General features: G+C 40.1%; 28 protein-coding genes. 1 reads left to right on the forward strand and 27 read right to left on the reverse strand.

Going from position 1 to position 25,710, the window contains the following annotated elements; genetic code table 11:
• Positions 1-222: 222 nt before the first annotated feature.
• The 10 genes from alaS to budA form a co-directional block, all read right to left on the reverse strand.
• On the reverse strand, positions 223-2,841 hold the full coding sequence (alaS, locus tag ADF68_RS00840; protein WP_049548237.1) for an alanine--tRNA ligase: 2,619 nt from the start codon (positions 2,839-2,841) through the stop codon (positions 223-225).
• Positions 2,842-2,855: 14 nt separating this feature from the next.
• Positions 2,856-3,341, reverse strand: a complete 486-nt coding sequence (locus ADF68_RS00845) for an LURP-one-related/scramblase family protein (protein WP_049548238.1) — start codon at positions 3,339-3,341, stop codon at positions 2,856-2,858.
• Between the two features lie 271 nt (positions 3,342-3,612).
• Positions 3,613-3,864, reverse strand: coding sequence for a hypothetical protein (locus ADF68_RS11140; RefSeq protein WP_049548239.1), 252 nt, complete (start codon positions 3,862-3,864; stop codon positions 3,613-3,615).
• Between the two features lie 152 nt (positions 3,865-4,016).
• On the reverse strand, positions 4,017-5,087 hold the full coding sequence (locus ADF68_RS00855) for an ABC transporter substrate-binding protein (protein ID WP_049548240.1): 1,071 nt from the start codon (positions 5,085-5,087) through the stop codon (positions 4,017-4,019).
• Positions 5,084-5,857, reverse strand: a complete 774-nt coding sequence (locus tag ADF68_RS00860) for an ABC transporter permease (RefSeq protein ID WP_049548241.1) — start codon at positions 5,855-5,857, stop codon at positions 5,084-5,086. The genes ADF68_RS00855 and ADF68_RS00860 overlap by 4 nt, the downstream gene beginning before the upstream one ends.
• Positions 5,854-6,660: an ABC transporter permease gene (locus ADF68_RS00865; protein WP_000754116.1), complete on the reverse strand. Its 807-nt coding sequence runs from the start codon at positions 6,658-6,660 to the stop codon at positions 5,854-5,856. The genes ADF68_RS00860 and ADF68_RS00865 overlap by 4 nt, the downstream gene beginning before the upstream one ends.
• On the reverse strand, positions 6,641-7,798 hold the full coding sequence (locus ADF68_RS00870; protein WP_049548242.1) for an ABC transporter ATP-binding protein: 1,158 nt from the start codon (positions 7,796-7,798) through the stop codon (positions 6,641-6,643). The genes ADF68_RS00865 and ADF68_RS00870 overlap by 20 nt, the downstream gene beginning before the upstream one ends.
• 161 nt (positions 7,799-7,959) lie before the next feature.
• Positions 7,960-8,865 (reverse strand): UDP-N-acetylmuramate dehydrogenase, encoded by a 906-nt coding sequence (gene murB / locus ADF68_RS00875; protein ID WP_049548243.1) that lies wholly within the window; start codon positions 8,863-8,865, stop codon positions 7,960-7,962.
• Positions 8,866-8,979: 114 nt separating this feature from the next.
• Entirely contained in the window at positions 8,980-9,732 is a 753-nt protein-coding gene (locus tag ADF68_RS00880) for a YhfC family intramembrane metalloprotease (protein ID WP_049548244.1), read from the reverse strand.
• Positions 9,733-9,744: 12 nt separating this feature from the next.
• Positions 9,745-10,473 carry an acetolactate decarboxylase gene (gene budA, locus ADF68_RS00885; RefSeq protein WP_049548245.1) on the reverse strand — a complete coding sequence of 243 codons (729 nt, stop codon included), beginning with the start codon at positions 10,471-10,473 and terminating at the stop codon, positions 9,745-9,747.
• 284 nt (positions 10,474-10,757) lie between these two features.
• On the opposite strand from budA, the gene ADF68_RS00895 reads away from it, so the two are divergent.
• Positions 10,758-12,032, forward strand: coding sequence for a PLP-dependent aminotransferase family protein (locus ADF68_RS00895; RefSeq protein WP_049548246.1), 1,275 nt, complete (start codon positions 10,758-10,760; stop codon positions 12,030-12,032).
• Between the two features lie 19 nt (positions 12,033-12,051).
• On the opposite strand, the gene ADF68_RS00900 is transcribed toward ADF68_RS00895, so the two are convergent.
• The 17 genes from ADF68_RS00900 to hemW all read right to left on the reverse strand — a co-directional run bounded on the left by ADF68_RS00900 (position 12,052) and on the right by hemW (position 25,601).
• Complete coding sequence (locus tag ADF68_RS00900) at positions 12,052-12,867, reverse strand: ABC transporter substrate-binding protein (protein ID WP_049548247.1); 816 nt, start codon at positions 12,865-12,867, stop codon at positions 12,052-12,054.
• Positions 12,868-12,984: 117 nt separating this feature from the next.
• Entirely contained in the window at positions 12,985-13,452 is a 468-nt protein-coding gene (locus ADF68_RS00905; RefSeq protein ID WP_049548248.1) for an NUDIX hydrolase, read from the reverse strand.
• Between the two features lie 91 nt (positions 13,453-13,543).
• Positions 13,544-14,197, reverse strand: coding sequence for a phosphate signaling complex protein PhoU (gene phoU / locus ADF68_RS00910; protein WP_045763359.1), 654 nt, complete (start codon positions 14,195-14,197; stop codon positions 13,544-13,546).
• 11 nt (positions 14,198-14,208) lie between these two features.
• Complete coding sequence (gene pstB, locus ADF68_RS00915) at positions 14,209-14,967, reverse strand: phosphate ABC transporter ATP-binding protein PstB (protein ID WP_045763360.1); 759 nt, start codon at positions 14,965-14,967, stop codon at positions 14,209-14,211.
• Between the two features lie 12 nt (positions 14,968-14,979).
• On the reverse strand, positions 14,980-15,783 hold the full coding sequence (pstB, locus tag ADF68_RS00920; protein ID WP_049548249.1) for a phosphate ABC transporter ATP-binding protein PstB: 804 nt from the start codon (positions 15,781-15,783) through the stop codon (positions 14,980-14,982).
• A gap of 10 nt (positions 15,784-15,793) precedes the next feature.
• Positions 15,794-16,678, reverse strand: coding sequence for a phosphate ABC transporter permease PstA (gene pstA, locus ADF68_RS00925; RefSeq protein ID WP_049548250.1), 885 nt, complete (start codon positions 16,676-16,678; stop codon positions 15,794-15,796).
• Positions 16,668-17,585, reverse strand: coding sequence for a phosphate ABC transporter permease subunit PstC (gene pstC / locus ADF68_RS00930; RefSeq protein ID WP_049548251.1), 918 nt, complete (start codon positions 17,583-17,585; stop codon positions 16,668-16,670). The genes pstA and pstC overlap by 11 nt, the downstream gene beginning before the upstream one ends.
• The gene (locus ADF68_RS00935) at positions 17,585-18,463 is read right to left on the reverse strand and encodes a phosphate ABC transporter substrate-binding protein PstS (RefSeq protein ID WP_049548252.1); all 879 of its coding nucleotides are present in this window, start codon (positions 18,461-18,463) and stop codon (positions 17,585-17,587) included. The genes pstC and ADF68_RS00935 overlap by 1 nt, the downstream gene beginning before the upstream one ends.
• 109 nt (positions 18,464-18,572) lie before the next feature.
• Positions 18,573-19,886: an RsmF rRNA methyltransferase first C-terminal domain-containing protein gene (locus tag ADF68_RS00940; protein WP_049548253.1), complete on the reverse strand. Its 1,314-nt coding sequence runs from the start codon at positions 19,884-19,886 to the stop codon at positions 18,573-18,575.
• A 6-nt stretch (positions 19,887-19,892) separates the two neighbouring features.
• The gene (locus ADF68_RS00945; protein WP_049548254.1) at positions 19,893-20,660 is read right to left on the reverse strand and encodes an inositol monophosphatase family protein; all 768 of its coding nucleotides are present in this window, start codon (positions 20,658-20,660) and stop codon (positions 19,893-19,895) included.
• A complete protein-coding gene (locus tag ADF68_RS00950; RefSeq protein WP_049548255.1) occupies positions 20,650-20,928 on the reverse strand; it encodes a UPF0223 family protein in 279 nt (92 codons plus the stop codon). The genes ADF68_RS00945 and ADF68_RS00950 overlap by 11 nt, the downstream gene beginning before the upstream one ends.
• Complete coding sequence (locus ADF68_RS00955; protein WP_045763368.1) at positions 20,929-21,330, reverse strand: Spx/MgsR family RNA polymerase-binding regulatory protein; 402 nt, start codon at positions 21,328-21,330, stop codon at positions 20,929-20,931.
• Positions 21,331-21,540: 210 nt separating this feature from the next.
• The gene (locus ADF68_RS00960) at positions 21,541-22,164 is read right to left on the reverse strand and encodes a TIGR01906 family membrane protein (protein ID WP_049548256.1); all 624 of its coding nucleotides are present in this window, start codon (positions 22,162-22,164) and stop codon (positions 21,541-21,543) included.
• The gene (locus ADF68_RS00965) at positions 22,154-22,927 is read right to left on the reverse strand and encodes a TIGR01457 family HAD-type hydrolase (RefSeq protein ID WP_049548257.1); all 774 of its coding nucleotides are present in this window, start codon (positions 22,925-22,927) and stop codon (positions 22,154-22,156) included. The genes ADF68_RS00960 and ADF68_RS00965 overlap by 11 nt, the downstream gene beginning before the upstream one ends.
• Positions 22,917-23,714, reverse strand: coding sequence for a toll/interleukin-1 receptor domain-containing protein (locus tag ADF68_RS00970; protein ID WP_049548258.1), 798 nt, complete (start codon positions 23,712-23,714; stop codon positions 22,917-22,919). Before ADF68_RS00970 ends, ADF68_RS00965 begins: the two co-directional genes overlap by 11 nt.
• Positions 23,715-23,734: 20 nt before the next feature.
• Complete coding sequence (locus tag ADF68_RS00975; RefSeq protein WP_049548259.1) at positions 23,735-24,466, reverse strand: acyl-[acyl-carrier-protein] thioesterase; 732 nt, start codon at positions 24,464-24,466, stop codon at positions 23,735-23,737.
• A gap of 4 nt (positions 24,467-24,470) precedes the next feature.
• Positions 24,471-25,601: a radical SAM family heme chaperone HemW gene (hemW, locus tag ADF68_RS00980; protein ID WP_049548260.1), complete on the reverse strand. Its 1,131-nt coding sequence runs from the start codon at positions 25,599-25,601 to the stop codon at positions 24,471-24,473.
• Positions 25,602-25,710: the final 109 nt, after the last annotated feature.

The raw sequence follows: 25,710 nt of genomic DNA on the forward strand, positions 1-25,710 counted from the left end.
CTTCTAGAAATTAAGTTGACTTTCCTAATCTCTTTGTTCACATCTTAATTCAATCTACTATAATTCGTTAGAATTCGATTTCGTAGTCCCACCTCCGCACAGTTGAGTAGGGCTCTAAAAGCTGATGAAATCAGCGTAGTAGAGTCCACTCAACCACTGCGTCTTGCTCTACAATCCAAAGACAAATGAGAGGCTAGGACTTTTGTCCCAGCCTCTTACTGATTATAATTTACCTGCTACTGCATCCAACAATTCTTGGATCTTGGCTTGGTTGCTTCCTCCTGCCATGGCCATGTCTGGTTTACCACCACCACGTCCATCAACGATTGGAGCCAATTCTTTAACCAAGTTACCTGCGTGGATGTCTTTCGTCTTGCTGGCTACAAGGATATTCACCTTGTCACCGATGGCTGCGACAAGAACAAGCACATCAGAGTAGTCTTTTTGTTTCCAGTTATCTGCAAAGGTACGAAGGGCACCTGCATCTGAAACAGAAACTTGGCTAGCAATGTAACGGTGTCCGTTTGCTTCTTGAACATGTTTGAAGACATCTCCAGCTGCAGCTGCTGCCGCTTTTTCCTTCAATTCTGCATTTTCTTTTTGCAATTGACGGAGTTGCTCTTGAAGGCCTTCCACCTTGTGAGGTACTTCTTTGAGTTGAGGAGCTTTCAAGGTTGCTGCGACTGCTTTCAATGCATCTTCTTGTTCACGGTAAGCTTCGAAGGCTTCCTTACCAGTCACTGCCAAGATACGACGAGTTCCTGATCCAATCCCTTCTTCCTTGACAATCTTGAAGAGACCGATTTCAGAAGTGTTACCTACGTGAGTACCACCACAAAGTTCAACTGAGTAGTCACCAATCGTTACAACACGGACTTCTTTACCGTATTTCTCACCAAAGAGGGCCATAGCTCCCATTTCTTTAGCTGTGTCAATATCAGTCTCAACTGTTTCCACTGTGATGGCTTCCCAGATTTTCTCATTAACCTGTTGCTCAATAGCGCGCAATTCTTCAGGAGTCACGGCTTGGAAATGAGTGAAGTCAAAACGAAGGAATTCTACTTCGTTAAGAGATCCTGCTTGAGTAGCATGGTGGCCAAGGATATTGTGAAGAGCTGCATGGAGTAAGTGAGTCGCTGTGTGGTTTTTCATGACACGATGACGACGGTTGGTATCGATTGCTAAGGTGTATTCTTGGTTCAAAGCAAGTGGAGCATGAACTTCTACGGTATGGAGTGCTTGTCCGTTTGGTGCTTTTTGAACGTCTGTTACAGTCGCTACGACATTTCCTGCAGCATCCAAGATTTGACCATGGTCAGAAACCTGTCCACCCATTTCAGCGTAGAATGGAGTTTCTGCAAAGATAAGTGATGCAGTTCCTTCTGAAACAGCTTCTACTTCCGCATTGTCTGCTACGATAGCCACCAACTTAGAAGGCAATTGGCTAGCATTGTAGTTGAAGACACTCTCAACTGTAATGTTTTGAAGGGTTTCGTTTTGCATACCCATTGAACCACCTTTGACAGCTGACGCACGCGCACGTTCTTGCTGCTCTTTCATGGCTGCTTCGAATCCTTCACGGTCTACAGTCATTCCTGCTTCTTCAGCGATTTCTTCTGTCAACTCTACTGGGAATCCGTATGTATCATAGAGTTTAAAGACATCTTGACCAGCGATAACTGTTTGACCCTTTTCTTTCAAGTCTGCTACGATACCTTGAGCAAAGTGTTGACCTGAGTGAAGGGTACGAGCAAATGACTCTTCTTCGCTCTTAACGATTTTCTCAATAAAGTCACGTTTTTCAAGCACTTCTGGGTAGTAGCTTTCCATGATTTTTCCAACAGTTGGAACGAGTTTGTAAAGGAAAGGCTCATTGATACCCAATTTTTGACCATGCATAGAGGCACGGCGGAGAAGACGACGGAGGACATAACCACGACCTTCATTTCCTGGAAGAGCACCATCCCCAATGGCAAATGAAAGCGAACGGATGTGGTCTGCAATAACCTTGAAGCTCATGTTTTCGCCATCTTGGTCGTAAACCTTACCAGACAATTTCTCTACTTCACGAATGATAGGCATAAATAGGTCTGTTTCAAAGTTGGTCTTAGCACCTTGGATAACAGCTACCAAACGCTCCAAACCTGCGCCCGTATCAATGTTCTTGTGTGGCAATTCCTTGTATTCGCTACGAGGAACAGCAGGGTCTGCGTTAAATTGTGATAAAACGATGTTCCAGATTTCGATGTAACGGTCGTTTTCGATATCTTCTGCAAGCAAGCGAATACCGATATTTTCTGGGTCAAAGGCTTCCCCACGGTCAAAGAAGATCTCTGTATCTGGTCCAGAAGGACCAGCACCGATTTCCCAGAAGTTATCCTCGATTGGAATCAAGTGACTTGGGTCCACTCCCACTTCAATCCAGCGGTTGTAAGAATCTGTATCAGCTGGGTAGTAGGTCATGTAGAGTTTTTCAGCTGGGAAGTCAAACCATTCAGGACTTGTCAAAAGCTCGTAAGCCCAAGTAATGGCTTCGTCACGGAAGTAATCCCCGATTGAGAAGTTCCCCAACATTTCAAACATGGTATGGTGACGAGCAGTCTTCCCTACGTTTTCGATATCGTTGGTACGAATAGCCTTTTGCGCATTGGTAATCCGTGGATTTTCAGGGATGATAGTCCCGTCAAAGTATTTTTTAAGAGTAGCAACCCCTGAGTTGATCCACAAAAGTGTTGGATCATTGACAGGGACCAAGCTAACGGATGGTTCTACAGAGTGGCCTTTGCTGGCCCAGAAATCAAGCCACATTTGGCGGACTTGTGCACTAGATAATTGTTTCATAAGTGTCTCCTTTTTTAATCTGATTGGCTTTCTAGCATCTCTACATAGTCGATAGCGACACAGAGAGAAACAACTAGGTCTGCATAAGAGTCTTCATAGACGGTTACAGTATAAGTTGAGGTTAAATGGAAAAGTTCTTTCTTTATCTCGGCAATCACTTGATCGCGGTCGTCTAGTAATTTAAAATTTAAATCCCAAACGTTTCCTTCGATGCGAAGGCCAAGATTATCAAATTCATATTTATCCTTCCAGAAAGTCAACTTCTTACGGATATAAAAGCTATCTCCGTTACTCAATTGAATTTCAAAACGTGGTAGGAAAGTTAAGACTTCTTTACTAATCTCACTAACCTGTTCACCAGCAACGTCATAGATGGTAAAGGTTTTAGGAATCTTAAAAAATGAACCCTCAACCTGATAGGCGACATTGCCCATTTCATCCTTGATATCAAAGCGTTCACCACCTAGGCGAAATTTTTGTTTGACAAGAAATCTTCTCATAAGCACCTCCAAAAATAAAAGACAAATCCATATCACGAAGGGCGAAAAACCGCGGTACCACCTTCATTCAATGAACTTGTCATTCTTTCGTTCTTATGCAATTGTTAAATTGAGTAGCATGATTTTCTATCTTAGATGGCTCGCAGCACCGCCATTTCTCTGAACTAAGACAAGTGAAAATCAATTCTCAACATTCCTATTATACTGTTTTTTTGAATTTGAGTCAACTGGAAATAATTACATTTAAATAACCAAATCCCTATATCTCTGATTACTTTTTCAGGATATATTTTTTCTTACTGCTATCACTCTTTTTATCCCAACTTTTATCCCACATTTTCGAATTGCTAAAGATAGCTACGAAAATATTTGCAAATATAAAGAACCCTATCACCAAATGTATAGAATCAGTTGTTAGGTATTGTCGATCCAAGCCATCCTTTAAATGGAATAGTATAATTGTTTGGTTAACAATCAAAAAGGTTGGCCAATAACTTTTTTTAAAAAAAGTAGATATTTTCATGATTTGTTATCGCTTTCCATATAGATAAACTTAGTATACTACTAGGCAAGCAAATAAGCAACTAGAATAGAAAAAGATAAAGCTGTAAAAACTGACTTCTATTCAAAAAACGAACCAGCTTGACTGATTCGTTCTTTTTATTTTATATACTCCTACTTCCGATACATTTTAAACTGTAGGAAGAGGTCGCTATACTTGCCTGTCCATTTATGGTCAAATTTTTCATAAACTTCTAGGTGTTTCATAGTATCTGCATCTGGATAGAAGGACTTGTCCTCTTTTGTCTCCTCTGGAAGCATTTCCTTAGCAGCTGTATTTGGTGTTGAATAACCGACATACTCTGCGTTCTTAAGAGCATTATCAGGTTTCAACATAAAGTTAATGAAGGCATAGGCAGCGTCTTGGTTCTTGACAGTCTTAGGAATGACCATATTGTCAAACCAAAGATTACTTGCCTCTGTCGGTACGACATAGCGGAGATTTTCATTTTTCTCCAGCATCTGGCTGGCTTCTCCTGAGAAGGTCACACCGATGGCAGCATTATTCTGAATCATGTAGCCCTTCATCTCATCGGCAACGATGGCCTTGATGTTAGGCGTTAGCTTGTAGAGTTTATCTACTGTCTCTTCTAATTGTTCAGGATCTTTGGAGTTAAGACTGTAACCTAGAGAGTTAAGACCTAGCCCAAGTACCTCACGCGCTCCATCAAAGAGCATGATGGAGTTTTTATACTCTGGCTTCCAGAGGTCATCCCAATGCTCAGGTGCTTCTTCCACCATGGTTTCATTGTAGACAATTCCTAGAGTCCCCCAGAAGTATGGAATAGAGTACTCATTATTTGGGTCAAAGGACTGGTTGAGAAACTCAGAACCGATATTTTCAATTCCCTCAATTTTACTATAATCTAGCGGAACCAAGAGGTCTTCGTCCTTCATCTTGTTAATCATGTACTCACTTGGGATGGCAATATCATAGGTTGTCCCACCCTGCTTGATTTTCGTGTACATGGCTTCGTTAGAGTCAAAGGTTTCGTACTGGACTTGGATTCCTGTTTCTTCCGTAAATTTCTCCAGAAGTTCAGGAGCGATATAGTCTCCCCAGTTATAGATAACCAATTTTTGACTATCACGGCTATTGATTTTACTATCAAGATGATAGGAAATTCCCCACAAGACAAGGATAATGGCTAGAATTCCTGCTAAAAATGAATAGAGTCGTTTCATGCTTGCTCCTCCTTCTCACGTGAAATGAAGTAATATCCGACAACTAGGATAATACTAAAGAGAAAGACCAAGGCTGAAAGAGCATTGATTTCTAGAGAAATTCCCTTACGAGCTCGAGAGTAGATCTCAACTGACAAGGTTGAAAAACCATTTCCCGTTACAAAGAAGGTCACAGCAAAGTCATCTAGTGAATAGGTGAAAGCCATAAAGTAACCTGCGATGATAGACGGCGTTAGGTAAGGAAGCATGATTTCCTTAAACATCTGGAACTGGCTAGCTCCAAGGTCATAGGCCGCATGAATCATATCTCCATTCATCTCTTTCAATCGAGGCAAAACCATGAGCACTACGATAGGAATCGAGAAGGCCACGTGACTGGACAACACTGTCAGAAAACCAAGTGAAAACTTGAGTTGGGTAAAGAGAATCAAGAAGCTAGCACCAATCATAACGTCTGGCGCAACCATCAAAATGTTATTGAGTGATAGGAAGGCTTCTTGATATTTTTTGCGTGATTGGTAGATATAAATGGCACCGAAAGTCCCAATGACAGTCGCAATCATGGCTGATAGGAAGGCTAGTAAAAAGGTCTGAACCAAGATGAGCATGAGTCTTCCATCGCCAAACATGGTTTCAAAGTGAGACAAACTAAAGCCTGTAAAGCTATTCATATCATCCCCAGCATTGAAGGCATAACCAATCAAATAAAAGATTGGCAGATAGAGGACGATAAAGACAAAGGCTAGGTAAAGATTTGATAATTTTTTCATCGTTCTCTCCTTTCCTTAGTCACCCACATGGTGATAAACATGGTCAGGATAAGAACAACACCGATTGTTGAACCCATACCGTAGTTGTCATTGGTAAGGAAGTTCTGCTCAATAGCAGTCCCCAAGGTGATAACACGGTTCCCACCAATCAAACGGGTCAACATAAAGAGGCTCAAACTTGGGATAAAGACTGATTGGACACCACTTCGCACTCCATTCATAGAGAGAGGGAAGATGACATGGCGGAAGGTTTCCCACTTGGTTGCACCAAGGTCATAGCTGGCATTGATGAGATTGTTATCCATATCATCCAAAACATTGAAGATGGGCAAAATCATAAATGGAAGCTCGATATAGCTTGCGACAAAGATAAATGAGAAGTCCGTAAAGAGCAACTGCTGAGAACCGATCCCAATAAATTCTAGGAATTGGTTGATAGAACCATTTTGACCAAAAATCCCGATAAAGGCATAGGCCTTAAGGAGAAGGTTGATCCAGGTTGGCAAAATGATTAGCATGAGCCATAGTTGACGGTGTTTGAGACGAGTCAAAAAGAGGGCTGTTGGATAACTGATAAGAAGCGTCACTAGAGTCACAATCCCAGCATAGAGAACAGAGTTGAAGCTCATTTTGAGATAGGTCAAATTTTGTGACGCAAAATAGGATTTATAGTTTTCTAAACTGAACTGGCCTTCGATGTTGAAAAAGGATTGTCCAAAAATCAAGACCAAGGGTGCCAATACAAAGAGTGCAATCCAAAGCATGTAAGGCACTACAAAGAGTTTAGAGGTTGTTTTCTTCATCTCTTTCCTCCTCAATAGCGTTAATCAAACCTGCTTCTTGCTCTTCGATTTCTACATATTCCTCAATACGAGCATCGAATTCTTCTTCTGTTTCATTAAGACGCATGATGTGGATGTCTTCTGGTTCAAAGTCCAGACCGATTTCCTCGCCCACAATAGCTTTGCGAGTCGAGTGAATCATCCATTCATTGCCAAGTTCATCATAAGCGATAATCTCATAGTGAACTCCACGGAAAAGCTGAGTATCAACCTTAACTTGAAGTTTTCCTTCTTCTGGAAGGGTAATGCGCAAGTCCTCTGGGCGAATCACAACTTCGACTGGCTCATTTGGCTTCATACCTCCGTCAACAGCTTCAAAGCGTTTGCCATTGAACTCAACCAAGTAGTCCTCAATCATAGTTCCTGGCAAGATGTTTGATTCACCGATGAAGGTTGCAACAAAGTGGTTGATTGGCTCGTCGTAGATGTCAACTGGTGTTCCTGACTGAACAATTTCACCGTCATTCATAACGAAGATCCAGTCACTCATGGCGAGAGCTTCTTCCTGATCGTGAGTAACAAAGACAAAGGTAATACCCAAGCGTTGTTGTAGTTCACGCAGTTCATACTGCATGTCTGTCCGCAACTTCAAGTCAAGTGCTGATAAAGGCTCATCCAAGAGCACCACACGAGGCTGATTGATAATCGCACGCGCAATAGCTACACGCTGACGTTGTCCTCCAGATAACCTACGGATAGAACGCTTTTCATATCCTTCAAGCTGAACCATCTTGAGAACTTCTAATACACGTTTTTCGATTTCTTTTTTATCGACCTTACGTAATCGCAATGGAAAAGCAACATTTTCAAACACATTCATATGTGGGAACAAGGCGTAAGACTGGAAGACCGTATGAACATCACGTTTATTGGTCGGGATGTCATTGATACGGACACCGTCTAGCATGATATCACCAGTTGTTGCATCCAGCAAACCTGCAATGATATTGAGGATGGTTGATTTACCAGATCCTGAGGCACCGAGAAGTGTGTAGAACTTTCCTTCTTCCAACTCAAAGTTAATATCCTTGAGAACCTTGGTGTTGCTATCTTCAAAAACTTTAGAAACGTTTCTGAATTCGATAATTGGTTTTTTCAATTGGCATAAATTCCTTCTTTTTCATAGATTAACAGATCAGGGCTCTGTCAGGCCGCCACTACCTCTTGCAGGGAGTTAGACCTCCTGCATGCATCTTCGCTACCGATAGGCTTTCACCCCCTCTACATTCTTGTTAGTAGCAGCTAAGCTATTTCTAGTATTTACTCATGTTCACCCAAGATACGAACTTCTCGCTCGAGAGTAACACCTGAGTGTTCTTTAACCTTTTCAATGACAGACTCAATCAAATTTTCATAATCTCTAGCAGTTCCATCAGCAACATTAATCATAAAGCCTGCGTGCTTTTCTGAGACTTCGACGCCACCAATACGATATCCTTTCAAACCAGCTTCAGCAATCAATTGCCCAGCAAAATGACCCACTGGACGTTTAAAAACTGATCCACATGAAGGATACTCTAAAGGTTGCTTGAGTTCACGAAGGTGGGTCAAGCGGTCCATCTCCTGTTTGATGACTTGGTGATTACCTGGAGCTAGGGCGAACTTAGCAGAAAGGACTACTGCCCCTGATGCTTGTATAGCTGAATGACGGTAACCAAAGTTCAAGTCTTTAGCAGACAAGGTTTCGATTTCACCTTCCTTAGTCAAGATTTGACAAGACTGGAGAACATGAGCAATCTCACCACCATAAGCGCCAGCATTCATAAAGACAGCACCACCGACGCTTCCTGGAATACCACAAGCAAATTCAAAACCAGTCAAACTATGACGTAGGGCAATACGAGTGGTTTCAATCAAGTTAGCTCCAGCTTCTGCCTCAATGGTATAGCCATCAACAGAAACATTATTGAGTTTGTCACACATGATTACAAAGCCACGTACTCCACCCTCACGGACGATAATGTTACTTGCATTTCCAAGAACCATCCAAGGAATATTTTCCTGATTGGCAAATTTTACCATACGAGCCATCTCGTAGCGATTACGAGGAAATACTAAATAATCTGCCTTCCCTCCAACTTTGGTATAGGTATAAGTTTTCAATGGCTCATCAAATCGAATATCGATTCCTTCTAGGGTTTCTTTTAGTTTATCTAATACAGTCATTTTTCTAATCCTTTTATAAAATTCATTCCATTATACCATTTTTAGCGTTTTTTTTCGATGATTATGTCACCTTTTACCAGTGACAATACAAAAAGAGGCTAGGCCTCCTTAATATTACTGTTTCTTGTAAAAGATTGATTTTGTTAGGAAAACGAAAGCCAAAACTTCTACTGCTAAGATTCCCTCTACCACCAGAGGATTTGAGATCCAGCCAACTTGAGAAAGGCTCGGTGCCAGATCAAATAAAGCATGCAGACCGTAAGCTGCTACTAGATAAATCCATTTTTTTTGGCGAACAGCTTGGAAAACCCAGAAGGTCAATCCAACTTGAAGAATCAAGGCAAGAATTCTTTCGACTCCCAAAAGATAAATCTGCCAAGCTGCTAGATTATGAATGGTTGCAAGTGTACTCTCAGGTAAGAGTTGCATGATAGCTGGATTTTGCGATTCAACTGCTGAAAATAGGATAAAGAGATTGAGTAAACCAGCAATTCCGATATAAATCATTTCTAGCCCACCATGACCAAGACCATAGGCGAGGGCATCTGAATCTTCCATCTCTCTTTTTTTGTTCAACCATTTAAAAAAGATTAGTCGAGCTGTTTCTTCAAACAAAGCAGCCATACAAATCCCATAAATCACATAGAGAAGGGGATTCTCTGTCATGAGAGTAATAGTTCCATCTCTCTGAGGTCGAAGAACCAGCAAATGAACGATTTTTTCTAAAACCTGTGATGAGGCAAAAAAGGCAACTGCCCCAAGTCCCAAAACTGCAAAATTAATCTTGTATTTCTTTCTTGCGTACCAAACTGCTGCAATGAGGACGGCAAACAAGGCCAGCATCGTTATTATTACATGAATTTTCATATTTGACTCCTTTTATTCTGACTTATCGATATCTTTTTTCATCTCGTCAACATTAAACTTAGCAAATAGATATTGACGATCCTGAACAGGAAAACGTTGATCCAACTGGTCAACTGCACCCACTTCTACGATACCTTCCTTGATGACAAAGTCCATAACGTGACCACCAAAGGTTAGGTCATCTGAGATAAAGTGTAGATGGTAACCAGCAACACTAACTCCATGGAAAATCTCTGGGGTCCAAAAGCCGACGATGGTTCCTGAAACATTTTCGCGACTATACTCTGGCTGATGTGTTGCTACTTCTGCAAACTTCGTTTCAGAGGTTGACTTAGGAATCATGCGCACATGCATGTTCTTGAAATCACCATGAATCTTGATAGAACGAAAAAGGTTTTCACCATCATAGTAAGACTCAATTCTCTTTTCTAACTCCTGATCGGTCATTTCAAAACGCTGACGGAATATAACTTCTGCCTGGTGGGGTACAACTGCTGCATAGGGAATCAAAGCATCTGGTGAAACTTCCACAATTTCAGGTTTCTCACCTGATCCCTTGGCTTGATAAGCTTTCCCATCTAAGACAATAAGCTCGCCATCGATAGAGTCCAGCGTCCCTAAACCTAAATCACCATGTTCAAGCAATTCACCAACGGTCATGGTTCCACCGTAAAGGCCCGCCATCAAGGCTCCCAAAGTATTGTATTGGAATAATTTAACTGGTTCTTGCACCTTCATCATCTCACTCTTCTTTGAAAATTTTACTTACTAAGTATATCACATTTCTGATTAGAATTGAATGCTAGACTGCCTTTTAATATTCAATGAAAATCAAAGAGCAAACTAGGAAACTAGCCGCAGGTTGCTCAAAACACTGTTTTGAGGTTGTGGATAGAACTGACGGAGTCAGTAACATATATACGGCAAGGCGACGTTGACGCGGTTTGAAGAGATTTTCGAAGAGTATAACATTGCCAAACTTCTAAAAAAAAGGTACAATGTAACAAAATCATGAGAGGTCTGGGATGAAGCAAGAAAGCAAGTATGAACAAGTCGTTCACTATCTAAAAAATGAGATAGAATCGGGTAGATATCCAACTGGAAGTCGCCTACCATCTATCCGAAAACTCAGTCAAGATTTTCACTGTAGCAAAGACACCATACAGCGCGCACTCTTAGAACTTCGATACGAGAAATATATTTACTCCAAACCTCAAAGTGGTTATTATGTATTGGAGCAACAAACCAGTCATGAAGACTTAATTATCTCAGTTAACGATGAACACGCAGCCGCCTATGATGATTTTCGTCTGTGCGTCAATGAGAGCTTGATTGGGCGAGAAAATTATCTCTACAACTACTATGAACACCAAGAGGGTTTAGAAGAATTACGAAAGTCCGTTCAGAAACTACTGTTTGATCAAGCGATTTATAGTAAGGCAGACCAATTAGTCATGACATCTGGAACCCAACAAGCACTCTTTATTCTCTCTCAGATTGATTTTCCAGGTCAAGCTCAGGAAATACTGGTCGAACAACCGACCTATCATCGGATGAATCAGCTGCTACTGGCTCAAAATCTTCCCTATCAAACCATTGACCGTCGAGTAGACGGCATTGACCTAAACGAACTTGAGGAACACTTTAAAAGCGGAAAGATTAAGTTTTTCTATACTATTCCCCGTTTCCACTATCCTCTGGGGCATTCCTATTCTGAAGAGGAAAAACTTGCCATACTTGACTTGGCTGCAAAATATCAGATTTATATCGTTGAGGATGACTATCTGGGGGACTTGGATCCTAAAATGGGACAAACCTTTCATTATTTAGACCAACATGATTTGGTCATCTATATCAAGTCCTTTTCTACCAGTCTTTTTCCTGCCCTTCGAATCACTGCCCTTCTTCTTCCAAACGCTATCAAGGAAGCTTTTGTCACCTATAAAAACATCCTCGACTACGATAACAACCTCATTATGCAAAAGGCCTTATCACTCTACATCGATAGTCAACTCTTTGAGAAAAACAGACTAGCACGACTGGCACTGCAAGAAAAAAGTCAGGAGCACATCCAACAGCTCTTACAAAGGTATCCCATTTCCCTACCGAACTATCCACTTCATGATGGGCTTTTGCTTGATCTCAGGAACTATCCTAGCATCGCTAGTCTTAAACACAGTCCTCTAGAACTCGACTTCTTCGAATCTTCCTATCTAGCGAACTGCCCTTATCACTTTGCAAAAATTTCCTTAGAAAATATTGAAGAAACATTAAGCTATTTAAAAACAGAGCTGGACTGAAATCCAACTCTGTTATTTTTTATTGTTCTACTTCTGTTAGCTTAGCAGCTTTTTCAAGATAAGTTTTGTAAGTTCCGTCATCTTTCAGTTTTTGGATGACCTTATCAACTACTTCCTTCAAATCTGAGTTACCTTTTTTGATAGCTACAGCATTTGCTTCTCCTTCTTTCATAGTCAAGCTTACTGTAGCAACTGCCAAATCTGAGTTCTTAGCAGCATAGCTTAGAGCAACTGGTTCATCCATATGAACAGCATCAACCTTACCTGATTGAAGCTCATTGACTGCTTCGCCCATGTTTGTCAAAGAAGTCAACTGTGCCTTTGGAAGTTGCTCTTTAACCATAGATTCAGGAACAGTTCCTTTCTGAGCTGCAATATTAGCACTTGCAAGAGAGTCCAAATCCTTGTATTTTTCAAGATCTGACTTTCTGATAAGGAAGCTAATTTTATTTTCATAGTAAGGAATTGAGAAATCAAAGACTTCTTGTCTTTCTTCAGTTGCACTGATTCCCGCAATGGCCAAATCAGCCTTACCTGTCTGAAGACTAGTCAAGACATTATCAAAACTCATGCTTGAAACTTCCAATTTCACTCCAAGTTCATCAGCGATTGCTTGCGCCATGTCAATATCAGCACCTACGACTTGGTTCTTACCATCTACAAGGGATTGAAACTCAAAGGGAGCATAGTCTGGACTAGTTGCGACCACCAATTTCCCTTTTTGCTTGATGGCCTCCACTGCAGATTGTGAGCTTGAGCTAGACGATTGGCAAGCTACTAAAAAGAAGCTTGCAAGAAAACTACATAAGACAAATATCCATTTTTTAAAATTCATAAATAAACAACCTCTCTGTTAATTTTGTATAATTATAACTTATTCAGAAATGCTTGTCAAGTTTTTCTTGCATTTTCATAAAATATAATTAAAAAATATAGAAATTCAGTGGTTAGTTTATCTATCTATTGGGAACTTATTTTCAAAAAAATCATTTATCATATCTCGATGTTGCTGGTTTACAATTGTGATATTTTGTATGTCCCTATGTTCAAAAAATCCTAATTCTAAAGTTTCGTCACTCGTAAAAACATTTGTAGAGATAGATGTTTCAGATGCAACTAAATACAAAATTGTAAGAACTTGAGCCTCATCACCATTTGGATAACTATCTGAATATTTTGTATAAACATTTAAAAGTTTTTTCACTGTCACTTTCAGTCCAGTTTCTTCGTAAAACTCTCGAACTAACGCTTCTACAGCCGATTCGCCTAATTCAATAGCTCCGCCTGGTAATCCCCAAGTTCCTTTATCTGCTCGTTTTTGTAATAATATTTTTCCTGATTGACTTAATATTCCACATGTGAAATTTAAAATAATTTTATCTTTTCCAACTTTTTTTCTTATATTCTGTATGTAGTTCATTATTCACCTCTGACAAAGTAAATTATCTATACAATGAAAGCTTACTCTAGTAAAAAGTAAGCTTTTACAATAATTTTATCATTTGAATACTTTATAATTCTACAATCTTACCTGTTTCAAAGTAAACAACCCATTCACAGATATTTTTTGCATAGTCACCGATGCGTTCCAAGTAAGAAATAACTTGGAAATAATCACGACCTGTGACGATAGCTTCTGGATGTTTTTTGATTTCTTCTGTAGCTAGGTCTCGAATATTATCAAAGTAATGGTTGATATTTTCATCCATGGTTGCAACTTCATAGGCTTGATCCACAGAACCATTCAAATAAAGTTCTAAAGCGGCTTCAACAAAGTTTTTTACTTCACGACCCATTTTTTTAATTTCTTCTTCAACTGCAGGGATACGCTGCTCACCCTTCATACGAATCGTTGCTTTTGCGATAGATACAGCATGGTCACCCATACGTTCTAAGTCTGACACAGCTTTTAGAACTGTTAAAACTGTACGTAAGTCTTGTGAAACTGGCTGTTGTAGGGCAATCATTTCAAATGATTTCTTTTCAAGTTTCACTTCGTATTCGTTTACTTCTGCATCTTCCTCAATGACTTCTTTAGCCATGTCACGGTCATGCGTTACAAAAGCACGTACGGTACGATTGATTTGGGAAAGAACTTCTTGTCCCATAGCATAAAACTGATTATGCAATTTCTCTAAATCTTCTTCAAATTGAGATCGTAACATCTTCTCACTCCTTATCCAAATTTACCTGAAATGTAGTCCTCTGTCTCCTTATGTTGAGGATAGAGGAACATATCCTTGGTATCGTTAAATTCAATCAAATCTCCATTGAGGAAAAAGCCTGTCTTATCAGAGATTCGAGATGCTTGCTGCATAGAACGAGTAACCAAGAGCATGGTGTATTTGTCTTTTAGACCATACAAGGTTTCCTCAATCTTACCAGCAGAAATAGGGTCCAAGGCTGAAGTTGGTTCATCCAAGAGGATGATTTTAGGGCTAGTCGCCAATACACGTGCCACACAAACACGTTGTTGTTGCCCACCTGAAAGACCGATAGCAGAATCATGCAAGCGGTCCTTGACTTCATCCCAGATTGAAGCACGTTGTAAAGCCTTCTCCACTGCTTCATCTAAGACCTGCTTGTCTTTTTCTCCATTTATACGGAGGCCATAAACGACATTTTCATAGATAGACATAGGAAAAGGATTGGGTTGTTGGAAGACCATACCGATTTCCTTACGCAATTCAACTGTATCCGTACGAGGACTATAGATATTGTGCCCATTATAAACCACTGATCCAGTTGTCGTCACTTCAGGATTAAGGTCACCCATTCGGTTAATAGCCTTTAAAAGTGTTGATTTACCAGATCCAGACGGACCGATAAGGGCCGTAATTTCCTTGGGTTGGAACGATAAGGAAACACTATTCAAGGCCTTCTTTTTATTGTAATAGACTGACAGGTCTGAAACCTGTAAAATCGGTTCTGTCATACTGTTCCCTCTCTAACCAAAGTGTCCAGTTACATAGTCATTTGTTGACTGTAGCTTGGCATTTTGGAAAATATTTGCAGTTTTATCATACTCAATTAAATCACCTAAGTAGAAAAATCCAGTATAGTCACTCGCACGCGCAGCCTGTTGCATACTGTGAGTTACGATGATAATGGTAAAATCCTTCTTCAACTCCAGCATGGTTTCTTCAAGCTGAGCTGTTGCAATCGGATCCAAGGCTGATGCTGGCTCATCCATCAAGAGGATATCTGGTTTCACAGAGATTGCACGAGCGATACAGAGACGTTGCTGCTGACCTCCTGAAAGCGTCAAGGCTGACTTGTGAAGATCGTCTTTTACTTGGTCCCAGAGGGCGGCCTGACGAAGTGAAGTTTCTACAATTTCATCAAGGACCTTCTTATCCTTAACACCTGAACGTTCATGTGCAAAAGTGATGTTGCGGTAAATTGATTTAGCAAATGGATTTGGACGTTGGAAAACCATTCCGATATGTTTACGCATTTCATAAACATTGATCTCAGGACGGTTAACGTCAATACCTCGATAGAGAATCTGTCCTGTCACCTTTGCAATATCAATGGTATCATTCATACGGTTGAGACTGCGTAGGTAGGTTGATTTCCCAGATCCCGACGGACCAATCAAGGCCGTAATTTTATTTTTTTCGAATTGCATATCCACGCCCTTGATGGATTCATTCTTACCGTAGTAAACATGTAAATCCTTCGTAGAGAGGGCCACTTTTTCTTCTGGAAAAGTAATGATATGCCTTTCATCCCAATTATATTTTGACATGGCTTCTCCTTTAGGCAGCAGTTAATTTCTTATGTAGATAGCTTCCGAGTTTACGTGCTCCAAAGTTAAAGATCAAGATAAAGATGAGGAGCACCGCAGCAGAACCTGCTGAAACTAAAGTTCCATCAGGAATAGTTCCTTCACTATTGACTTTCCAGATATGAACAGCCAAGGTTTCTGCTTGACGGAAGATTGAGATTGGACTGGTTACACTAAGGACATTCCAGTTAGACCAGTCAAGGGCTGGTGCTGATTGTCCTGCTGTATAGATAAGGGCTGCGGCTTCACCAAAGATACGACCTGAGGCAAGCACAATACCTGTTACAATACCAGGTAGGGCTTCGGGGATAACGACATGAAGAACTGTTTCCCAACGAGAAAGACCAAGCGCCAAACCAGCCTCACGTTGCGTGTGGTGAACGTGTTTCAAACTGTCTTCAACATTACGCGTCATCTGTGGAAGGTTAAAGACAGTCAAAGCCAAGGCACCAGAAATAATTGAAAATCCATATTCAAACTGAACTACAAAGATGAGGTAACCGAAGAGACCGACTACAACTGATGGCAGTGAAGACAAAATTTCAATACAGGTACGAACGAAGTTGGTAACACGACCTTTTTTTGCATATTCAGCCAAATAAATTCCAGCCCCCATTGAAAGAGGTACAGAGATGAATAAGGTAATGACCAAAAGGAAGAAGGAATTATAAAGCTGGATTCCAATACCACCACCTGCTTGGTAAGAAGATGATTTTCCAGTCAAGAAGGACCAAGAAACATGAGGTAAGCCTCGAACCAAGATATAGAGAATCAAGGAAGTAAGGATGGTCACAATGATTCCTGCGATGGTATAGAGGACAACTGTAGCAAGTTTATCTAATTTCTTAGCGTGCATAGTTTTTCTTTCCTCTTTCTTTCGTAATCAATTTAATCACACTGTTAAAGGCCAAGCTCATCAAAAGCAATACTAAGGCTAGTGACCAAAGAACATTATTATCAACAGTTCCCATAACAGTATTACCGATACCCATGGTCAAAACAGAGGTTAAAGTCGCAGCAGGTGTTGTCAATGAAGTTGGGACTACGGCTGAGTTTCCGACTACCATCTGAATGGCCAGAGCCTCTCCAAAGGCACGCGCCATCCCAAAGACCACTGCTGTGAAAATCCCTGAACGCGCTGCCTTCAAGGTCACACGCCAGATAGTCTGCCAACGAGTGGCTCCCATAGCCAAACTAGCTTCGCGGTAGTGACGAGGCACCGCACGCAAGCTGTCCGTTGTCATAAAGGTTACCGTTGGTAAAATCATGACAAAGAGAACGAAAATCCCTGACAAGATCCCAAAACCAGTTCCACCAAAGACACTACGGACAAAAGGAACTACGACCTGCAAACCGATAAATCCATACACAACTGAAGGAATCCCGACTAGCAATTCAATGGCTGGTTGCAAGATTCTGGCACCTTTTGGTGAAACCTCGGTCATAAAGACTGCCGCGCCGATGGCAAAAGGAGTTGCGATAAGAGCTGACAAGATTGTGACAATAAAGGAACCCAAAATCATGGGAAAGGCACCAAATTGTTTACCTGAAGGATTCCAAGTTTGTCCAAAAAGGAAATCAAAGATATTGACCCCATTGACAAAGAAGGTCGACAAGCCTTTTTGGGCTACGAAAATCAAAATCATGGCCACAATGATGACAATCAAAGACAGACAGGCAAAAGTCAAGCCTCTTCCTAATTTCTCTAGACGAGAGTTCTTTGAGGGAGAAAGTAATTTTTTAGCTAATTCTTCTTGATTCATTATTGACTCCCTTCTAGTGCTGTCACCGTTCCTACAGCATCTTTTTCAACCTTCATTTCCTTAACTGAAATATAACCCATTCCTTTAACGATTCCATTCTGAGCTTCGTCTGAAAGGACAAAGTTTAGGAATTCGGCAACCAATTCATTTGGATCACCAAGTGTATACATATGTTCATAAGACCACAAAGGCCAATTATTCGTGGTTACATTCTCTGAAATTGGTTCATAACCATTGAGTTTGATAGTCCCAACTGAGTCATCAACATAGGCAAAGGCTAAGTAGGAAATGGCACCAGGGGTCTGAGAAACAATTGATTTGACCATTCCGTTTGAATCTTGCTCCTGACTTTGCATTGCTGATTGCCCATCCATGATCACACTGTCAAAAGTCGCACGAGAACCTGAACTTGCCGCACGGTTGATAATAGAAATGGCTAAATCTTTCCCACCGACTTCTTTCCAGTTGGTAATTTCCCCTGTGAAGATTTGTCGGAGCTGATCCGTCGTTAGATTATCAACATCTACTTCTTTATTGATAATAACAGCCAAACCTGCAACAGCTACCTTATGGTCGACCAATGCTGAGGCATCAATACCGTCTTTTTCCTCCGCAAATACATCGGAGTTGCCGACATCTACTGCTCCTGACTGAACCTGCGACAGTCCTGTACCAGAACCACCACCTTGAACATTGACTGTTTTTCCGATGTGAGCTGATGCAAATTCATCTGCAGCCGCCTCGACTAAAGGTTGAAGAGCAGTTGAACCGACAGCCGTCATAGACTCCCCACGATCAATCCAACTTGCACATCCTGCTAGCGAACCAGCAAGTAAAAGAGTTGCAAGAGAGATGGTGAGTTTTTTAAATTTTTTCACTATTTGTCTCCTTGAAAATAATGATGAATAGCTTAGAATTTCGCCCTATTTTTCTATGTTTTATGCAAAAAATCCATACTTCCACTATAACATAGAATACTGATTTTGACTAGTTTTTCACCTTAAACCTCAAGCCCTTAGGGAAATAATTCTTCAATGTATTTCCTGTCACTTTTGCAAAACCTAAACCATTTCCAGCAACCAAAACTTGGTACCATCCATTTGGCAAAGTTTCAGATAATTGAACTGTTTCACCAGCAACATATTTGACAAAGTCCTCTTGATGAATTTCAATTCCTTGATTGACTTGACTTGGTTTCAAAGCTAGGCCAAGTGCAAAACTTGGTTCAAAACGTTTTTTCTTAAAGGTTCCAAGATGAAGTCCGTTTCGTGCAATCCTAAGTTTGCCTAAATCTGGTAGACCTTCTGGCAATAAATACAGTTGGTCTCCAAAAACCTGTAGGACTCCAGCCAGTTTCTCTTTTAAATGTTTCTTCTCAAAATCCTGCCATAAGGAAATCTGTTCTCGAGAGAGGTTGGAATTAGAAGGCTTGAACTTAGAGACTTTATTTTCCCCTCGAAATTGTAAATGGGCAACAAACTGTCCTTCTCCCTTAAAGTGATGTGGATACATTCTAGCGGCTTCAGGTAAGTCAATCCCAGGGACCATTCCATTGATATGTTGAACTGGGATCAATTCAAAATCATAGTTATCCAGTAACCATTGAACAATTTCTTCATTTTCCTCTGGAGCCCAGGTACAGGTAGAATAGACCAAGCGGCCACCATCAGCCAACATGGTGACCGCATCCTCTAGAATTTCACGCTGCAAGTCAGCACATTGGCTTGGATATTCTACACTCCAATAATCCATGGCATCTGGCTGTTTTCGGAACATCCCTTCTCCAGAGCATGGTGCATCTAGGACAATTAGGTCAAAATATCCCTTAAATACTTTAGCCAAACGATCGGCAGATTCATTGGTTACAACAACATTTGTTGCACCAAAACGCTCCATATTTTCAACCAAAATCTTAGCTCGCTTGCTAGAAATTTCATTGGAAACAAGTAGACCGTCACCTGCAAGATCGGCTGCCAGTTGAGTGGATTTACCACCGGGAGCCGCTGCCAAGTCCAAAACCTTCATACCTGGTTTTGGTTGAGCTACTTGTGCAACCATTTGTGCAGCAGGTTCTTGGGAATAGACCAAACCTGTTACATGCTCAGGTGATTTCCCTGAAACCTTGCCATAATAGCCCCAGGGTGTATTTGGAATAGCATCTGAAAAAGAAACCTGGCTTTCTTTTAAGGGATTGATGCGAAAAGCGGAAACTGCCTCATCATCAAAAGAGGCAAGAAAAGCTCTTGCCTCATCTCCCAATATTGCTTCATATTTTTTTACAAATCCTTCTGGAAATTGCATGTAAGTTTATTTCCTTTCATAGATATAGGATTGGATTTCTGCCAACTTGTCAGTTGGAACCATCATAATTGGTTGTCGTGTCTGAAAATCCACCGGTTCTCCAGTTAAGGTTACAATCTGATATCCTAAACTTTCTCCTATAATACTAGCTGCAGCATAATCCCAAGGTTGGAGATAGGTGATATAGGTCAATAGCTGACCTGAGAGGATTTTTGAAAAGCTGATAGCTGCACTTCCATATATTCGCACACCAAGTGAAGCATTAGCCAATTCTGCTACACCCCAAGCGTTTGTTTCCAACATACCAGCATTACTCGCAATTAGAAAATCTCGCAAGGGCTTATCCTTAAAGTTCGGCAAGAGTTCTTCATTGAGACAGGCCTGAAAAGCACCTCCTCCATGATAACAATGACCTTTCATGACATCATAAATGATCCCAAACTGACCCACACCGTTTTCAAAATACGCTACCATAATGGCGAAATCTTCACCTTGGGCGACAAAGTTGTTAGTACCATCAATGGGATCAATGACCCAAACAGATCCATATCCAACTGAAGCACGCAGACAGCCCTCTTCTGCACAAAATTGGTCATCAGGATAATGCGAACGAATCCTATCAACCAAAAAATTCTGAACTTCCTTGTCCAAACGAGTCACCAAGTCTGTAGGAGATGATTTTCTCTCAATATGCAATTCTTCCTGCATGTGAGCTAGAATATAGTCTCCTGCTTCCTTGACAATCTCTTTGGCAAACACAAATTTATTTTCCAAGCGAAATCTTCCCTTCCCCTTGTTCTTTAGCTAATTGGACAACTCGATAGAAGGAATAGCCACTCGCAGATTCAAATTCACGGCCCAAGCGTTTCTCTTCACTCTTGCTTGGAACAACCGCTTTGAATCCCTTGTAGGAATCTAGTAGTTTCTTTGCTTCTACCTTAGTCTCATAGGCTGCTTCAACATTATTAAAAAAAGAAAGCACTGAAGCAAGTTCTTCAGTGCTCCACGACAAATCTAGTGGGTAACTATACTGTTTATTCATCTAATTAATACCAGCTCTCAATGTAGCTTCTTTCAGTTCTTGTTTACGGTAACTACGAGGGAGAAAAGCACGAATCTCATCTTCATTAAAACCGATTTGCATCCGTTTTGCGTCAATAATAATCGGACGACGCAAAAGACTCGGATACTGCTCAATTAAATGAAGCAACTCCGATACTGAGATACTCTCTACATCAATATTCAATTTTTGAAAAATCTTTGAACGAGTCGAGATGATGTCATCAGTACCATTTTCGGTCAAGGAAAGAATGTGTTGCAGTTCTTTTCTCGTTAAAGGGCTGGTCATAATATTATGCTCTTGGAATGGCACTTTATGATTCTCGAGCCAGGCCTTTGCTTTACGACATGATGTACAACTCGGTGATAAAAATAGTGTAATCATGCTTTCCTCTTCTTTACATACTTTTCTATTTCTATTATACAAAAAAATAAAGCGCTTGACTAGTTATTTCCGTAAAAAAACCTACTTTTTCAAGAAAAATAGGTTTTTTGGAATCACATATGAATGGTTTGCTTAAATATAGAAATATTCATGTTATAAACGATAGTTTCTTCCTACATTTTATTTGGAATCAGTAAGACTTTTCTTCACTTATCTATTTGTTTTTCGACTCTGTAGGTACATAAATCCAAAAATCAATTCATACAAGCAGAAAAATAGGAGAAAGGCATGGAGGAAAAAGTTCTCTGGTAGGATGAGAATGACTGGATCTTTAGCTGGATCAAACAACCAGGTATCATCACCTACAAATAGAATCTGATGAAACAAGGTAAAGAATTGTTCAAAACCAATGAAGACACCAACTAAACCAAGAACCAAAGGTAGAGAAAGTATGATTAAGAGTGCTCTACGATAAAGTGGCAGAAAACCTTTCTGAATAACTTGCTTCCAAAAAAGATAGAAAATCGGTAGAGTTACTACTGCTACTCCTTGAGCAAGATGGAAAAGTCCCTTCACAACTGCAAAATGATGGATTCCAGAGGCAGACGAAGGAAAATCTGGCATTTCCAATGCTTGACTCAATGGATTGGTCAAATAATCCATCAAAACATTAAAATTATGCTGGATGGTCTGAGGTTGCAGATGAACACGACTTGTCAAGTTTAACCAAGAAATTTCCTGAGGATAGACCAACCAAGCCAGGTAAATGGTCAATAAAATTGCAAGCGAGAGGAGAAAGAGAATACTTCCTACAAAAGTAAACTTAGTTTTCATCGAAATTCCACTCCGCTAGACTTGAAAGGACATGAGTTGGTTCAATTGGCAAATCCTCTACTTCTTCAGGTTTTGTAAATCCTGTCGTCACCAAAAGGCTAGGAATGCCATTGTCAATACCAGCTCGAATATCAGTAAGATAATTATCCCCCACCATGATAATGTCTTGGCGTTCAAGTCCTAGGTGTTCAACAGCCTTATCCATAATAATCGAGTTTGGTTTTCCGATATAAACTGGTTTTACGCGAGTTGCTGCTTCAAGAAGAGTAATCAGTGAACCAGCACCAGGCAAAAGACCTCGTTCCGTCGGGATGTTCAAATCAGGGTTGGTACCGATAAAGTGAGCACCTTTATGGATAGCTAGGGTTGCCGTAGCAAATTTTTCATAGTCTACTTGCCAGTCCAAACCAACAACTACATAGGCTGGATTTTCTTTATCTTCGACATACCCTGCTGCTTGGATGGCCTCCTTTAGGCCTGCTTCTCCGATGACATAGACTGTCTTTTCAAGTCCTAGGTCATTCATGTAATCAATTGTAGCTAAAGTTGCAGTATAGATCGTCGATACAGGCGTGTCAATGTTAAACTGATTGGCTAACATCTCTTGAACACTTTCAGGTGTACGAGTGGTGTTGTTTGTTACAAAAAGATAAGGAATCTCTCTTTTTTGTAACTCGTGAACAAAAGCCTCCCCCGCAGGGATTCTATCTTTCCCCTTATAGATCGTTCCGTCTAAATCAATTAAATATCCTTTATAAGTCATTTATTCTCATTTCTCGTCTATAATTCTGTAGATATGATATAACATTTGAAATTATAGTTATATCAATCTTTAATGTTTCAATTTTTGGTTCATCAATATCAAATTCTACTGCGTCTTCCATCATATTAGAAAGATCAAACTTTATTTTTTCTAAATCATCCAATAGTTCGTTTGGAATATTAAATATCTTAGGGATCTTTCTTATAGGATTTCTATTAAGTTCTCTTAAATTCTTAACCTCATGTAATATAACATTTAACATTTCCTCATTTGATGGGATTTTTTGCTCTTTAACTTCAGTATTTTCAGGAGTCTTATTTAAATTATTCTCTAAATCTTCCCACCACTTTTCAAACGCTGTTTCAACCCGTTCTAATTTCAAGCATTCTGAATCCTCGGCAAACTCATTTATATCCAGAATTAGCTGTTTAATCGATTCTTTTGAAACTTCTTTTGACGATTGAAATTGCTTAAGGGGACCATTATTTAAAATAGTAACCTCTGCATTATACAAAATCGGAACCAAACGAGATTGCAATGATTTTGATAGTGCACCTGCTTCAAAATTTATCCATGGTGCATTTATATTTTCTGGTGTAACAAATACCAGACCAAAATCATTAGAACGCAAATTTTCTTCTATGCTTTTCCCCCACCGCTCTCCGAGTTTTATATCTTTTTCTGACATATAGGGTTCAACATATTGTAAAACATTGGGAAGCCATTCTTTAAAACATTTCGCCAAGTATTTACTTCTATCTCCCGACCAGCTTAAAAATATTCTCATTTCTTTCTCCTTTTGTTAATTTAATCTATTCTCTGCCAAGTTATCTTTGCTTGAGCATTGATGTCACCATCACTTGTGACTTGATGATTACTCTCTAATCCATTTAATTCATAACTAGAAGTAATCATTCCGCCTGGTAGAACTTCCTTGACATATTTAAGGTTAATTTTTTTAGGGATATGATTAGTAAGGAAATCGGCTCCCATGACCTCAAAAATCCAGTCCAGGTATTTGCTGTTATTGACGTGACCATTCATATCTAAGTCATAGAAACGAACGTGATAATCCTTGCTTATCGCTTCTTCCAGCTCTCTATATTTTGGCCCACGGACCAGTTTCTTAGAAAACTCAGATTGATAAGGGGCGACAATTTCTGGTACTACAGGATGAACCTTTCGACTTTCACGATCCATAAGGACAAATGTAGCTAGCATATGAATGATTTCTTGACCAGCTTCATCATAAATAGTAAATCGGCGGTAGCAAAAGAGACGATTATAGGTCAAGGCTTCTGTTTCAATGGTGATTTCCTCTGCAAAACGAGGCAAACGAACCACATCAATGTCATAATCTGTGATAATCCAGACCAGATTATACTGTTCTAAAACATCCTTGTCACTCACTCCCAGTTCAATTGACTGCATTCCTGATACTTGCAGGGACAACAAAATAACATCTGGCAACTTGATATGGCCATTCATATCAGCCATATCAAAAGGAATTTTCATCTTCATTTGATAAGTTAAGCCCATAATTTTACTCCAATATAAATCGTTCTGCTACTGTATCTCCTAAAAAGAGACCTCTCTTGGTCATGCGAACACGATCACCATCAAGCTGCATGAGACCTTGTTGAATCAAGTCTTTGACGATTTCTCCATACAGTTCCTGGAAAGACCGTTCGAATTTTTCTTCAAAGCGTGCCATGGAAACTCCTGACTTCTTGCGAAGGCCGAGAAACATCTCTTCTTCCATTTGCTCCCTTTGACTCAGGTGTTCTTCATTGATACGGGCACTCCCCTCTTCTACTGCCTTTAGATAATGGCGGATAGGCCCATGGTTTTTATAGCGAACACCATCTACATAACCAGATGCTCCCGCACCTATTCCATAATATTCGGCATTATCCCAGTACATGAGATTATGTCGACTTTCAAAGCCTGGCTTAGAAAAATTTGAAATTTCGTAATGCTCAAAACCAGCTTTTTCTAGCTCTGCAATGATATACTCAAACATCTCAGCTTCTAATTCTTCCTTAGGAAGAGGTAATTTCCCACGTCTCATACGGTTCATAAAGACCGTATGATTTTCCAAAATCAAACTATAGAGGCTCATATGAGGAATATCAAGGGAAATAGCCTTGGCAACATTATCCCTAACCTGGTCCATAGTCTGACCAGGAAGTGCGTAAATCAAGTCAATGGAAATATTATCAAAACCAGCAAGTTTGAGACGATCGATATTTTCATAAATATCCTTTTCCGTATGACTACGCCCAATTTTTTTCAGCATTTTGTCATCAAAGGTCTGAACTCCTAGTGATACACGATTAACTGCAGAATTTTTCAAAACAGCAATCTTATCAGCATCCAGGTCACCAGGATTAGCCTCAATGGTTAACTCTTCCAACATTGATAAGTCCAGGTTTTTAGTCAATCCATCTAACAAAACTTCCAATTGAGAAGCAGACAAGGCAGTCGGTGTCCCACCACCAATATAGAGTGTACGCAATTTTCGAATATCATAAGAATGAAATTCTTGCAGTAGATGCTCTAGATAGCTGTCTACTGGCTGATTTTTAATAAAGACTTTTGAAAAGTCACAATAATAACAAATCTGTGTGCAAAACGGAATATGCACATAGGCTGATGTCGGTTTCTTATGCATAGTATTTATTATACCACAAAAGCGAACAATACTTAGAATTCCGTTTAACAAAATCCTAGCATTGTTCGCTTTCTTTATCTAAACATTCTTTTTATTTTATGACTAACAC

Source organism: Streptococcus pseudopneumoniae (genome assembly GCF_001068775.1).
Taxonomy (GTDB): domain Bacteria; phylum Bacillota; class Bacilli; order Lactobacillales; family Streptococcaceae; genus Streptococcus; species Streptococcus pseudopneumoniae_N.